The 13,971-nt window shown below is 59.1% G+C and carries 13 protein-coding genes; 4 read left to right on the top strand and 9 right to left on the bottom strand.

The window, feature by feature from the left end:
- Positions 1-77 precede the first annotated feature (77 nt).
- The 4 genes from SB772_RS10020 to SB772_RS10005 form a co-directional block, all read right to left on the bottom strand.
- A complete protein-coding gene (locus SB772_RS10020) occupies positions 78-836 on the bottom strand; it encodes an SDR family NAD(P)-dependent oxidoreductase (RefSeq protein ID WP_410833100.1) in 759 nt (252 codons plus the stop codon).
- A gap of 139 nt (positions 837-975) precedes the next feature.
- Positions 976-1,128, bottom strand: coding sequence for a hypothetical protein (locus tag SB772_RS10015; RefSeq protein ID WP_410833099.1), 153 nt, complete (start codon positions 1,126-1,128; stop codon positions 976-978).
- Positions 1,129-1,171: 43 nt separating this feature from the next.
- Positions 1,172-1,780, bottom strand: coding sequence for a shikimate dehydrogenase family protein (locus SB772_RS10010; RefSeq protein ID WP_410833098.1), 609 nt, complete (start codon positions 1,778-1,780; stop codon positions 1,172-1,174).
- Positions 1,781-1,869: 89 nt separating this feature from the next.
- Positions 1,870-2,667, bottom strand: coding sequence for a carboxymuconolactone decarboxylase family protein (locus SB772_RS10005; protein WP_410833097.1), 798 nt, complete (start codon positions 2,665-2,667; stop codon positions 1,870-1,872).
- A gap of 204 nt (positions 2,668-2,871) precedes the next feature.
- On the opposite strand from SB772_RS10005, the gene SB772_RS10000 reads away from it, so the two are divergent.
- Complete coding sequence (locus SB772_RS10000; protein WP_410833096.1) at positions 2,872-3,795, top strand: LysR family transcriptional regulator; 924 nt, start codon at positions 2,872-2,874, stop codon at positions 3,793-3,795.
- A 147-nt stretch (positions 3,796-3,942) separates the two neighbouring features.
- Positions 3,943-4,956 carry an aldo/keto reductase gene (locus SB772_RS09995; protein ID WP_410833095.1) on the top strand — a complete coding sequence of 338 codons (1,014 nt, stop codon included), beginning with the start codon at positions 3,943-3,945 and terminating at the stop codon, positions 4,954-4,956.
- Positions 4,957-5,079: 123 nt separating this feature from the next.
- On the opposite strand, the gene SB772_RS09990 is transcribed toward SB772_RS09995, so the two are convergent.
- Positions 5,080-5,976 (bottom strand): LysR family transcriptional regulator, encoded by an 897-nt coding sequence (locus SB772_RS09990; RefSeq protein WP_410833376.1) that lies wholly within the window; start codon positions 5,974-5,976, stop codon positions 5,080-5,082.
- Positions 5,977-6,496: 520 nt separating this feature from the next.
- Here SB772_RS09990 and SB772_RS09985 point away from each other — a divergent pair.
- Positions 6,497-6,760, top strand: coding sequence for a DUF4148 domain-containing protein (locus SB772_RS09985; RefSeq protein ID WP_410833094.1), 264 nt, complete (start codon positions 6,497-6,499; stop codon positions 6,758-6,760).
- Between the two features lie 352 nt (positions 6,761-7,112).
- Entirely contained in the window at positions 7,113-8,294 is a 1,182-nt protein-coding gene (locus tag SB772_RS09980) for an MFS transporter (RefSeq protein ID WP_410833093.1), read from the top strand.
- Between the two features lie 106 nt (positions 8,295-8,400).
- On the opposite strand, the gene SB772_RS09975 is transcribed toward SB772_RS09980, so the two are convergent.
- The 4 genes from SB772_RS09975 to SB772_RS09960 form a co-directional block, all read right to left on the bottom strand.
- Positions 8,401-9,648 (bottom strand): SDR family oxidoreductase, encoded by a 1,248-nt coding sequence (locus SB772_RS09975; protein ID WP_410833092.1) that lies wholly within the window; start codon positions 9,646-9,648, stop codon positions 8,401-8,403.
- Positions 9,649-9,847: 199 nt separating this feature from the next.
- Positions 9,848-10,645 carry a hydroxypyruvate isomerase family protein gene (locus tag SB772_RS09970; protein WP_410833091.1) on the bottom strand — a complete coding sequence of 266 codons (798 nt, stop codon included), beginning with the start codon at positions 10,643-10,645 and terminating at the stop codon, positions 9,848-9,850.
- A 91-nt stretch (positions 10,646-10,736) separates the two neighbouring features.
- Complete coding sequence (locus SB772_RS09965) at positions 10,737-11,957, bottom strand: porin (protein ID WP_410833090.1); 1,221 nt, start codon at positions 11,955-11,957, stop codon at positions 10,737-10,739.
- A 273-nt stretch (positions 11,958-12,230) separates the two neighbouring features.
- The gene (locus SB772_RS09960; RefSeq protein ID WP_410833089.1) at positions 12,231-13,886 is read right to left on the bottom strand and encodes a GMC family oxidoreductase; all 1,656 of its coding nucleotides are present in this window, start codon (positions 13,884-13,886) and stop codon (positions 12,231-12,233) included.
- Positions 13,887-13,971 lie beyond the last annotated feature (85 nt).

The raw sequence follows: 13,971 nt of genomic DNA, 5'->3' as shown, positions 1-13,971 counted from the left end.
GAGGTATGGCTTTAGGTGTCTATTTTGCTTGGGCCCGGCGTGACCGCGAACCGGCGACTAGCCGGCCCATACCGCCTTCAGTGCGCGACGAACCCGCCATCGACGGGTAATGCGACGCCCACGATCAGGCTGGCACCAGGACTGCATAACCACAGAACCGCTGACGCGACCTCCTCCGGCTTGCCCATTCGACCTATTGGCTGATCCTTGAGGAACACTTTCATCGCCTCTGGATCGATTCCATCGCCCATGGGCGTGTCGATGCAGCCCGGGCATATCGCGTTCACCCGTATGCCTTGCGCCGCGACGTCCAGAGCAGCGCTCTTGGTGAGACCAATCACGCCGTGCTTACTCGCGTGGTAGGCCGCGCGACCCGGCAGTCCGACCAGGCCACCGAGCGACGAGCAGTTGACGATCGCGCCGCTACCCTGTTTCTTCATCTGCAGCAGCTCGTGCTTCATGAAGGTCCAGATGCCGCGCAGATTTACGGCTAGCACCTCGTCATATCCGTTGGCGGGTTCGGCGGACATTTCGCACATGGGGCCAAGGATACCGGCGTTGTTATAGGCCATGTCGAGGCGGCCAAATTCCGTGACGGTGCGATCGACTGCGGCCTTGGCCTGCGCTTCATCGGATACGTCGCACACAATGCCGATGGCCCGATGTCCTGCAGCGGTCAGTATCCCGGTTGCGGCATTGAGCTTCTCTGCATTCCGGTCGACCAGCGCAACGGCAGCACCTGCTTCGGCGAACGCCTTTGCTGTCGCCAGCCCCATTCCGGAGCTTGCGCCCGTAACGAGCGCCACCTGGCCTTTGAAGTCGTACGTGGGATTCATATAAATACTCCTGATGGTTGATGTTGCTGTCAGCACATTGGGGCTGAAGGTCGCCCAATGATCAGCGGCGACGCGATATAACGATCGACATCGTCGACTTTAGCGATCAGGGTTTGACGTGAAGGGGTTAGCCAGGCGCTTACCCGGTTTGTTGGCCCAGCAGAAAGTCAAGCATCATTGCCTGGACCGCATCGACCATCTGCACGCCGTTCGCTGTCTTGCAACCTGCTGACTGCGCCGCCTTCAGCAGCGGCGTCACGCCGTGCCCGGCAATCACGTCGCCGACAAACATGGATGAATCCAGCAGATCGGCAGAAACGGGCAGCGGATCGGTTTCAGCGAATCCCAACTGAGTCGCGTTGAATACCAGGGTGCATCCGGACGGATCCGCCGGGCCGACCCGCGCACGGCCTTTGGCCAATGCCGGAGGTCAGGTCCTTCAGATGTGATGAGCGGGATTCCTCTGCATCGCTAATTATTAGTTCGCGTACACCCGCGTTGAGCAACGCGATCGCGATCGCACTGCCCGCCGCACCGGCACCGACCATCAACGCGCGGCCGTCCTTTACCCGTGCGCCGTGATCCGTTTGCGCTTTCACAAACGCGAGACCGTCGAGCATATCGCCGTGCCAGGTTCCGTCCGCATTGCGACGCATGACACTTACGCAACCAAGCAGCCGGGCAGTATCGGAACTGGTGGAACAGTGGGCGAACGCCGAGAATTTGTGCGGCGTCGTGACAAGCAGGCCATCGACGTTCCCTGTCAGCGCCAGCGCCTGCATGACCGGTTCCAGATCGCCTTTCGCTACCTGCATGGGCAAGCATAGACCGTTGTAGCTTCGTGCCTCGAAACCACGGGTCAACTGCTGCGGCGATTTCACGAACTTGATCGGGTCACCGATGATTGGGAACAGACGCGTGGCGCCATCGAGCTTTTCAGGCATCCGGTTTCTCTCTCGAATCTATTCAACAGGAATTCCGGCGCTCAGGCGCGCGGCAGAATTTCGACGGTCGCTGCGGTGCCAGGAGCGGATCAGCCGGGTCGTTTTTCAAGTACGTCCTTCACTACCGGAAGTGCGGTAAAAACGTTCGGCCAACCCGCATAGAACGCCAGTTGCGTCATGACCTCCGAGGCCTGTGCTTTGGTCAATCCGTTATCCATTGCCCGATTCAGGTGGTAAGTCAGTTGTGCGGCCTGACCGGTTGCAACCAGCGCGCTGACCGTCACGAGACTACGATCGCGCGGCACGAGCCCTGGCCGCAGCCACAGGTCGTTGAACAGCGTGTCTCGCGTGAATTGAGCGACGCCTGGCGAAACCGCGCCAAAGTTCTGCTGCACCCGAGTCTCGCGCTCGGCTTCTGCCGCCTTATCAAGCGGAAGAAGTTCAACGGACGCCGGCGGGAGCTGCGCTGCCGTGATTCCACGTCTTTCGAATACGGTGTTCGTTACCTTGACAGCCGCGGTCGCATTGGCCCAACCGGAATAGAACGCGAGGTGCGTGATGATCTCTGAAATCTCGCTGGCCTTGAGGCCGCTGTCGAGCGCGAGATCGAGGTAGGACGGCAACTCCGTGCTCTGATTGCGCGCGATCAATACCGAGACCGTAACGACGCTTCGGTCCCGCGCCGACAGTTTTGGTCGCTTCCAGAGGTCACCCAGCACGACGTCGGTCGTATAGTGCTCAAGAGCGGGGGAAACGGTGCGCATTGCGTCGAGTACGTTCGCGGGCGCGGAGCGGTCCGAACTTTCCATGTCAGTTTTCCTTTCGATTCGCGAACACGCGGCGATGCCGAACGAGAACACAAGCACCGCAACTGCGAGTAATTTCATTGTTCGGCTCCTCACCGGCGCTCGCACGTCATTGAGATTCACCGTGCCGCGTTCTGTCGTTGCGTGAAAGGCGCGTGCCGGACCCAGCGGTCTGTCTTGAAGACCTGCCTGCGACATACGGTGCGCATCATTTGTAATGTAATGCACTCACTCATGTACGACTAGGCGCTAGAATCGGCAAACACCTATGAAGTGAGTTCATTAATGCGCCGCGAAAGTTATAACGATCTACTGGCCCTTATCGCCGTCGCGCGTGAGCGCAGTTTCACGCGTGCCGCCGCGCAACTCGGCGTTTCGCAATCCGCGTTGAGCCATACCATTCGCTCGCTCGAAACCCGTCTCGGGCTCAGGCTGCTGACCCGAACCACACGCAGTGTCTCGCCAACCGAAGCCGGCGAGCGTCTTCTTCAGACCATCGCTCCCCGGTTTGAAGAAATCGATGCGGAACTGGCTGCCGTCACCGAGTTCCGGGACAAACCCGCAGGCACGATTCGCATCACCGCCACCGACTACGCGACCGAAACGGTCCTGTGGCCCAGATTGTCGAAGGTCCTGCACGACTACCCGGATATCAAGGTTGAGATCACGACCGACTATGGCCTCTCGGATATCGTGGCGGATCGCTATGACATTGGCGTTCGCCATGGTGATCAGGTCGCCAAAGACATGATCGCGGTGCGCCTCGCGCCGGAGATGCGCATGGCGATTGTCGGCGCGCCGGAGTATCTGGAGAAGCATGCGCGGCCGAAGAAGCCTCAGGATCTGACCGGACACCAGTGCATCAATCTACGTTTGCCGACGCTGGGCGGCTTTTATCCATGGGAACTCAAAAAGGGCAGCCGCGGGGTGCAGGTCCGCGTCGATGGACAACTCGCGTTCAACGGGACCTACCAGATGCTGGCGGCAGCGCTGTCGGGATATGGTCTCGCCTATATTCCCGCTGACCTGGCTCACGAGCACGTCGAAGCGGGGCATCTCGTCAAGGTGCTGGAGGAATGGTGTCCAGTCTTTCCAGGCTTGCATGCCTGCTATGCAACCCGCCGCGAATTCTCGCGAGCGATGACAGTGGTTATCGACGCAATCCGTTATCGCAATGACGAATCGAAGACGAGAAAAAATAATTCATGAAACACGTTCATGGGAGCTTGCGGTTTTGCGGGCTTTATCGCTAGATGCCGACTGTCTATCATCTATCTCTAACGACGAACGGACGCGCGCCCCTGCGTCAGGCAGCGCTTTCGCAAACGCAGGCTCCGCCTGCACGGAGAGATGACGATGGACTATGAATATCTGGGCCGCAGCGCCCTCAAGGTTTCGCCCCTCTGCCTGGGCGCAATGATGTTCGGCGGCGAAACGGATGAAGCCGCCTCGCGCCGGATTATTGACAAGGCTTTCGATCAGGGTGTGAATGTCATCGACACCGCGGACGTGTATCACGCTGGCCGGTCCGAGGAAATCGTCGGCCGCGCGATTGCGCAGCGACGCGATGACTGGGTCGTTGCGACAAAGTTTGGCTATCCGGCGTCGGCTACGGCTCGTCCCAACGAACAGGGGCAGTCGCGTAAATGGATCTGCCAGGCGGTGGATGCAAGCCTGAAGCGCCTTGGCACCGATTACATCGACGTTCTCTACTTTCATCGCTCGCTCAACGATGCGCCTCTGGAAGAAGGTTTGCGTGCAATTGGCGATCTGATTCGCCAGGGTAAGGTGCGCTACTTCGGTCTGTCCAATTTCCGCGCCTGGCGCATAGCGGAAGTGGTGCGTCTTGCCGATCGACTCGGCATTGATCGCCCCGTTGCGCTCGAGCCGGTTTACAACATGGTGGATCGAACGGCCGAGGTCGAATTGATGCCTGCTGCCGGACATTACGGCATTGGCGTCGTGTCATACAGCCCACTCGCACGTGGTGTGCTGACCGGCAAATATGCGCTCGATGGTGCGCCGCCAGCGGATTCACGCGCAGGACGCGGCGACAAGCGCATCAAGCAGACCGAGTGGCGTCCGGAATCGCTCGCCATCGCGCAAAAAGTCGCGACGTACGCTGCTGAACGCGGCACGACTTCGATCGCGTTCGCTATCGCCTGGGTATTGAAGAATAGATTCGTGAGTTCCGCTATCGCCGGTCCGCGCACGGAGGCGCATTGGGACAGCTATACGGATGCATTGACACTGCAAATTGGCCCCGACGACGAAAATTTTGTCGACAGTCTGGTTCCTCCGGGTCATGCGTCGACGCCGGGCTATACGGATCCCAACTATCCGGTCGAAGGCCGACGGGTAATGGGTTAACCTGCTAGTTCGCACAGCCTTGGCTCTGGAAAATCTTCCCGTCTTCTTGCAGATTTCGTTCGTCGGACGCGACGGGACCGCCGCGTTTTCGCCGAACGGACCACCGTTCAGCTAGGGAAGCTTTCAGCTATTACGGTAGCGCAATGCGTCAATTACAAGCGCGAGGGCACGCGACGGTTGGCGCCGGCTGGCATAGTACGCGTGGTAGCCTGGATAGACTGGGCACCAGTCCTTCATAACAGCCACAAGACGGCCTTCCTGAATATATGGTGCAACGACGTCTTCCGGCAGGAACGCGAGTCCGCCGATCGTGAGAGCCGCATTAAGCAACTGGTGCTCCCCGTTGAAGGTGAGCTTGCCGTTCACCCGAACCTGCACGTCTCGGTCACCATCCCGAAGATCCCACGCGTGCAAGCCGCCCGACGTGGGCAGACGTTGCGTAATGCAATCGTGATCAACCAAGTCCTGCAGTGACTGGGGAGCTTCGCGCTGGGCAAAGTATTCCGGCGACCCAACGATGCACCATTGGAGATCGGGCGAGATGCGAACCGCGATCATGTCTTTTGCGACCTGATCTCCGAACCGTACACCGATGTCATAACGCTGCGCGACTATGTCGGTTAGTCCGTAATCGACGGTAATTTCGATTTTAACGTCGGGATTCTCAACCAAAAAACTTTTGAGCTTGGGTAGTATCACCGTGTCGACCGGATGGTCGGTGGCGGTTATTCGGATTGTCCCGGCCGCCTTGTCGCGGAATTCCGCTAAGGCCGCGACCTCGCCGTCGATTTCCTGAAAGCGGGGCGCAATGGCCTGATAGAGTCTCTCGCCAGCTTCGGTCGTCGCGACACTCCGAGTGCTTCGCGTCAACAATCGTAGCCCCAACTTCGACTCGAGGTCCTTGATGGTGTGGCTTAGCCCTGATTGCGACATGCCTAACTGTGCAGCCGCACGCGTAAAGCTGCGCTCCCGGGCGACAACAAGGAATGCAAGCAAATCGCTATAGCCTTCACGCGCCATGAGTTTCTCTACGAAATAAATCTGGACGAATCCTACCATCCCGCAAATTTGACCATGCGACATGGAGCGGGACCGCGCGGGCGGGAATGGCGATGCATGGCCCGCGGTTGGACGCCGATTGATGCACCGCAGTGATAGGCCCATGCACTTCCGCCTACTTAATTGGCTGCAGAGATCTTGTTAGAGTTCACTCCTCGCACATGCAGTGTGTCGTGGGAACCTGAACCGCTCCCGTCCTATGCAGCGCAGCCCACGGACACTGCGATCAGAACAAGCGGCAACGGACGGCTAAGCAAGGCGCGGCCGTAACTAATGCTCGCAAATTCCGGCAGAACACAAAAGCCGGCAACTTCCAGAGGCGTACGGTTGGCAAGATCAACCATGGCGGAGACAAGCGGCGTTCAACTGATAGCGAAGCGCGAGTGGGATTTTTCCTCGTTGATTCGTAGCAGATCGAACAGCCACAGACCGCCGCGGCGCGCCTGCGCCGTTCCTCGCAATTACTTTGGAAGCTTCATCGATGAAACGAGTCGTTATCGCATTTACCGTCGCCCTTCTGATGAGCCCCTTGACGGCATCCGCCCAGGATGCTACGCCGCTTTCACGCGCCCAGGTGCAAGCGGAAATGACGCAGTACTACGAGGCGGGCTTCAATCCCGCCCGTGCAAATCCGAGAACCTGGGTGGAAGACGCGCAGAAGGCAACCGCGAAATTTGCTGCCCAAAGCAAGTCCGACAACACAAGCCAGTTGGCTCAAACCGCGTCGACGCCGGCTTGCAAGTAGTCCGTATCGGAGTTGCGGCCCCTTAGCCCACGCTCGGACCATGTGCTTCCTTGCTGTACTGGCGATTGGTTGGTCCATCTGAAAGCCGCTCAGACGGCTTTGAATCCGGCGAGCACGAAGAGCGCGGACTCGGCCACCTGCCAGGCCTCGGAGGGTCCGGGAAGGCCCGACGCAGCGCTCCCCTCTTCGATGACCGGGACTGCCGGGGCCGAGTCCAGACCTCTTCGCCGACACGGCCAGGCTCTCGCATCGGAGCGATTGTGTCCCCTGCCCGCCTGCGATGAAAAGCAGAAACCCTGATGGATCGCGCCAAACGCGACCTGGCGGGACACCTATTTTTTGAGGAATATCCATGTCTACTACGACAGTCCAGTACGCCGCACCACGGCGGCAAGTGTGGAGCGCCGTGGGTTCAATGGCTTTGTGCGTGGCGATGTTAATCGCCTCGGAGTTCATGCCTGTAAGTCTGCTGACCCCGATCGCTCACGATCTTGGCGCGACCGAGGGCATGACCGGACAAGCCATTTCGATCTCTGGACTCTTTGCGGTTCTGACGAGCCTGTTTATCCCGTCCATAGCAGGCCGCCTCGACCGACGCCTTGTACTGATGGGACTCACCATCCTGATGCTGGCGTCTCTGGTACTGATCGCCGAGGCGCCCAGCTTCGCGATTTTAATGACTGCGCGCGCCGTCTTGGGGATCACAGTGGGTGGCTTTTGGTCCTTGTCGACGGCGACGGTGATGCGTCTCGTGCCACAGAAATCCGTTCCGAAGGCGCTCAGCATCCTTTACACAGGTAATGCGGTCGCCACTGCTTTTGCTGCTCCCATCGGCAGCCTTTTAGGCGGAATCATTGGATGGCGAGGAGTCTTCTGGGCCCTCGTGCCCGTGGTCTTGCTTAACCTTGTCTGGCAATGGGTCAGCTTGCCGGCGATGCGCCCAGATGCGCCTAATCCCGTCGGAAAGGTCTTTGGCTTACTCAAACGTCCGCACGTGGCGTGGGCCATGCTCGCCGTAATGCTTACATTCGGAGGAGCGTTTACCATTTTTACGTACCTTCGCCCCTTTCTGGAGACGTACACACAAGTGACGGTTCCACAACTGTCACTTCTATTGTTGGGGCTCGGACTGGCAGGATTTGCCGGGACCTACGGCGCCGGCGCGTTGCTTGAGCGTCGTCTGAATACATTGCTCCGGCTATTGCCACTGGCCCTGGCCGCGGTAACACTGGTTCTCATCGCGGTCGGCCACACGTTGTGGGCAGTAGCGCCGGTGATGATTGCCTGGGGCGCATTGCAATCTGCGATCCCTGTTTCCTGGTCGACATGGCTGACGAAAGGCATCAGCGACGAGGCAGAAAGCGGGGGTGGGCTGATGATCGCAGCAATCCAGCTCGCAATCATGCTCGGCGCCGAATTTGGAGGCGTACTGCTGGATCATTTTTCGATCGGGACCACGTTTGGGGGTGGCGCGGCTCTTCTGATTCTAGCCTCGCTGGTCGTTGGCGGCCGCGGCAGAATCAGCCCGCGTTGACGAACGCAGATCCCAGGTTCTCCGTGCAGATTGGCAGCAGAAGGATCATTCTCCTTGTCGCGCATGGATAGATCGTTGGGACTCTCTTCCCGTCTTCCAATCTGCTTCACGGGATAACCCGCTGCGACCGCAACTCGTCAAAAAAACGGACGAACTCGGATTCCGTGTCAACCGTGCGGTGAAAGCCGTGCTGCCGCACCTTCGTCATGTCCGCCATGACGTCCCAGCCGCGCGACCAGATATAGTCGGCGTAAGCCCACAACGCGACACGGTCGTACGGCCAAGGCTCCAGGCCGTGACGCTGGACAATACGGTCCCAGACAGGGCCTCTGTCTGCCATCACGTCGACCAGTTTTACTGTCTGCACCGGGCCAAGCGGGATATCGAAATAACGGGCGAAGACTGGCCATAGGTTGACCCACCGGATGTAGTCACCGTTGATCAGGTTGTAGGCCTGATTGGCCGCGGCCGGCGCTTCAGACATCCATAGCAGTCCCTCTGCAAGCTGATCAGCCGAGGTGCATTCATAGAGCGCGTGGAAAGCCGCCTCGGTCCCCGGAAACGACAGCGGTAGCCCGAGCTCCCGGCAAATGAGAGCATAGACGGCGATCACGCTGACCAGGCTGCGCGGCACCCCTGGCACCGCATGCAGCAACGCGTCGGGACGACTCACCGACCACGTCCAGCGAGCACCGGCCTGCTTCTCAGTCAGGTAGTCCTGTTGCAGATAGTAGAAATTGGGGATTGGGCAGCGCGGATGGCTTTCTTTCGCCGGTGTCATGAAGGGGCCAGCATGCGAGCCGTAATACTTCATGCCCTGGACCATATGAATATGACGAAGGCCCGGCGCGGCATGATCAAGCGTTTCGACTACGTTGCGGACAATCGCCAGGTTTTCGTCCAGAGGCTCGCGACCACCCTCGGCGAAGTTGTAGCGGGCAGCGCAGAAGATGTGCGTCGTCTTAGTCAGCGCGCTGAGCTTGGCATGACAATCCTGCGCATCGAGGAGATCAACGCCGACCCAGCGCACACCGGGTATGTCCACGCGCTTGCGGGCGAGTCCAATGACCTCCCAGCCCTTGCTCACCAAGGTGCGCGCGAGACTTGCTCCGACCACCCCACCTCCCCCGGCAATCACGGCGACCCGTTCGCCATTTTCCAATCCCGGCACATAAAGGTCGGATTCCACGCTGACAGGCGCGGTAGATGACCTGCCCGGCAAGCCGTCTTCAGGTTGATGCGTTCGATGCTCCGGCTTCGGTTCGGCTCCCGCCATTCGGGCCGCTCGCAGCGTGGCACCCAATTCCGTCTGGGCAGCCAGGCGGGAATGGGGCATATCTGAATGAGCCGGCATAGGTGATCCTTTGGGTGTTTTATGTGTGAGTGGGATAGCCGGGCAATGACCTGGGCCTTCGCCCCGACAGTCGCCTGTACTTAGTCGTGCCCGACGCGATTTATAAAATTTGCTGAGGGGCGACAGCGGGGACGCCCCTCTTTGTGGCAAGCGGCGCGGGCGGCGACCCTGGATGCGAGCGCCCAGCGGCAAGTGACCCTCATGACGCACCGGACTCAACCGCCAAGCCGAGCTGCCTCGATAATGGGACGCCTTCGAAGACTGAGCGCGTCGGCACATACTCAAGGCCCACGGATCCGGGGTAATTGATGTCAACGAGCGCTTGAAAGATAGCGTCGAAGTCAACTGTGCCCGTGCCCGGCTCATGTCGCCCTGGAAAGTCAGCCAGCTGAATATGCGTGACGCTGCTCCCGTGGTCTCCGAGAAACGCAACCGGGTCTTCCCCATTGACGTGCGCGTGATAGACGTCGAGTATTATTTTTATCCTTGGCCGCTCTGAGCGTGAAATCGCCGCGATCGCGAGGTCGAGACGATCGAGAAAGTAGCCTGAGAAATCTGTCGAGTTCACCGGCTCAATAACCAAGCCTAGGCCTTCTGCGTGAAGGCGGTCGTACGCCTCCGCAAGATTGCTGCAATAGGTTTCAAAGGCGAGCTCCTGCGACACATCTGGCGCTCGAGACCCTGCAAACACATGAACGCGGGAACATCCGATCGCCTTTGCGTACTCGATCACGGTGCTGACTGATTCATCGAACTGGGGCTTGAGCGCCGGAGTCAACGAATAAGCCGGCGCGCCGGCCTTATAGTCCGCAGCGGGAGCGCCGATCGAAATCTGTGCGAGGCCATGGTCATCAAGCAGCCTTGCATATTCTCGTGCGGGAACCGCATACGGAAAGGGAAATTCAACGGCCTGAAAGCCCAGTTTTCTGGCGGCGGCAAATCTCTCCTCGAAAGGTAATGTGCCAAGCACATAGGTCAGGTGAATTGAAGCGAGCATTGTTCCTCCAGCGCCTTCAGAATGATCTTCAGCATGCCTGCCAGAACCGGCTGAATGCGGCCCGGCTCATCACAAGCACGACGACCGGGCGTCAAAACCGGTGAACGATACCGACACCCGCCGCGAAAATGCTTGGCGACGACGACGGGGTTGCATTGAACCCGTCGCCAATCGTCCCCGTCGCGGTAATGATATTCCCTGCCCCGTTTGTGCCCAGCGTTTTCCCGTTGGCCCGGGTGTACGCCTGGACCGCGTACAGCCCAGTCCGCTTGGACAGCGAGTAGTACTCGGAGAGATTGAACTGCTGATACTGCGCGCTACTGGTGATTCCGTTCGCTTTTGTTGCGCGCGTATAGCTATAACCGGAGGCCAGATCCCAGGCGACCGAAGGCTTGTAGTGCAGTGTTACCCCTCCGGTATTGAAAATGGCCTCATCGTGGAACTTCGACCCAACACCCGGGACGTACTGGACGTTCGTGTAAATGGCCCGAACGTCAAAGGCGCTGCTGAACGTGTAGCTTGCCCCCGCAGCAAAGCGCTGTTGAGCCTGAGCCGTCTGGTATCCATTGGTCAACGCGGAAACGCCCGGCTGCGCGCCAGCGTTCGACGTCGTGGAGTCCGTGCCGAATGCCCCACCGCCCGCGGTAGAGTTGTTCGCCCGGGAGATGCCGACGCCGAAGCTAAGCGGTCCCTGGGCATACTGGATAGCGGTACTCCAGGTGGAGCCCCGATTTACACTACCAGGTACACCGCCGAGCGAATATGAGCCGCTAAGCGTCACTCCATACAGCTTCGGCGACATATACAGCAGCGTATTGTTTGTCCGGTAGCCCGTATCGAGGCCATCGACGTCCCCGGGGTGAGCACCGAAGTAGCCGGTGAGCCATTGCGTCGGTCCGAACGGTGACAGCAACTGGTAATACGACACGTACTGACGCCCCGCGGTCAGCGACCCGTAGGTGTCGTTTGACACGCCGACGAAGGCCTGGCGGCTAAACATCAGCCCGTTTGTGGCGAGCGCGCCTGTACCGCTGTTGAAACCCTCCTCCAGTGTAAAGATCGCCTTGCTTCCTCCACCCAGGTCTTCCGCGCCTTTCAGCCCGAAACGGCTTCCGAGCCAGACGCCGTTAATCATTTTGACGGCGGAGCGGCCGCCGGATGTCGATCCAAGGGTCGTTTGGCTCGTTTGATAGCCAATCCCGTTATCGACGGCTCCGTACAAGGTGACGCTGCTCTGCGCAAACGCTGAGCCGGTGACGACGATTGCTACGCCGGCGAAGGTGACCCCCGCTCCAATATTTAGTCTCTTCATAGCCAAGTCGATCTTCTAGTCGAAATTTATGTGACCCGCGGCACGCGAACAGCGCCACGAGCAGAAGGCACCGCCCGGCGCCGTTTCAGGCTTCCATTGCCTCATTCGCGGACGACCGATATTTCCTTCCCCCTCCCACCCGCTGCACTTCTACGCGTCAAGAGTGCTTATTTCTCATATTCTCTGAGTAGTCCTAACGCGACCGCCCTCAACGAGGCATTGCGCCCGCACGGTGTCGCCCGCACGTCGCAGGCGAGACCTTGCATTTTGTCGCTACGCTTCGACGTGGTTCCTTTCCGGTGTTACAGCTGCGCGCTGCTGGCGACGTGGCACCGCGTCCTGCGAAATCATGTGCGCCGCCTTTGTCCCGATCATTATTGTCGGGGCGTTCGTGTTGCCCGACGTGAGATGCGGCATGATGGACGCATCAACAACGCGTAGTCGATCGACACCTCTCACTCTTAACCGCTCGTCAACGACCGCAAGGCGGTCCCGTCCCATCTTGCATGTGCCGGCCTGGTGGTGCGCGGAGTTTCCAGTTTCCTCCATCCAGTTAAAAATCTGATCATCGGTCTTCACACCGGGCCCTGGGACGCGCTCCCGGATGACCCTGGATGCGATGGGTTCGGTCGCCATAATTTTCCGGATCTGCTTGACTCCAGAAATCATCGCGCGGTTGTCGTCTTCATTCGTCAGGAAGTTTGGCTGGAAGACGGCAGCGTCAGCGGGATTCGCTGAACGCAAGGAAACCATGCCCGTAGCACGGGGACGCAGGAGATAAACGGACACGCGCATACCTGGCTCCTTATCAACCGTAATCTCCCCGCTCGGGTGCCATGTGAATGTCATAGGGTTGAAGCTGATCTGCAGATCAGCATAGTCTTCCTCCGGCCGGCTTTTAATGAAAGCCCCCACCTGGGACGATCCGAGTGCCAGATACCCCTTACGCGTAAAAAGGTAGCGTGCACCTTCAACATACTTTCTCAACCCGCCTAGCTGGTAGTTATACGAGCTTTCTCGGGTTGTCTCGTAGCTGCCATGCACGTAGAAATGGTCCTGAAGGTTAAGCCCTACCCCTGGAGATTCAACAAGCGTCGGTATCCCATGCCGCTGCATTTCCTCGCCCCGCCCAATCCCTGAGAGCATCAGTATCTGAGGCGAATTCAATGATCCCGCCGACAGAATCACCTCCCGTGCAGCCGCGAAACTCTGAAGCTCGCCCTCACAAATCACCTCCACGCCCGTGGCGACGTTGCCCTCGAGCAGAATTCGCTTTACCAGACAGTCCGTCTTTACGGTGAGGTTTCTCCGGTGGCGAACAGGATCAATGAACGCGGTATATGCAGAGTAGCGCCGTCCCGAACGGATGGTGTGCTGCATGAAGCCAACTCCATCGTGAACCGCACCATTCAGGTCTTCCGTGCGTTCAAGGCCAAGGCTACGAGCTGATTCAATGAAGTCATAGGAACTCTTGACCTTAGTGACCGGGTCGCTTATCCACAGCGGGCCATCCACGCCGCGATACTCGTCTTCGCCGCGCTCGTTGTGCTCCATGCTTTTGAAGTACGGCAGCACGTCGTCATAACCCCAGCCCGTATTGCCCAGCTTTTTCCAGCTATCGAAATCCTTGCGGTGGCCCCGGATGAACACCATCCCGTTGATAGAACTCGAGCCACCAAGCGTCTTGCCGCGCGGCCAGTACATCTGGCGATTGCGGAGCGCCGGCATGGGTTCGGTGAAGTAGTTCCAGTTCAGGTCCTTGTGGAAGTACAACTTCGCCATGCCTGCAGGGGTATTGACCCAGAACTTATCGGCTGGGGGGCCTGCTTCGAGCAGCAGGACCTTGTGGTCCGGATTATCGGTAAGCCCCCGTGCCAACGCGCAGCCGGCCGACCCGGCGCCGATGATGATGTAGTCGTAGGTTTCCATTCGGATATCTCCTCACGGGAAATTGGCGCGGCCCGGGGCGCCCACAGGAACACATTCCAACGCCTGTGATTCCCCGCCCCGACCG

The sequence above is a fragment of the Paraburkholderia sp. SIMBA_030 genome, assembly GCF_046535245.1.
Classification (GTDB): domain Bacteria; phylum Pseudomonadota; class Gammaproteobacteria; order Burkholderiales; family Burkholderiaceae; genus Paraburkholderia.
The sequence above is the reverse complement of the archived record's forward strand: the minus strand, read 5'-3'. Positions and strand labels throughout refer to the sequence as shown.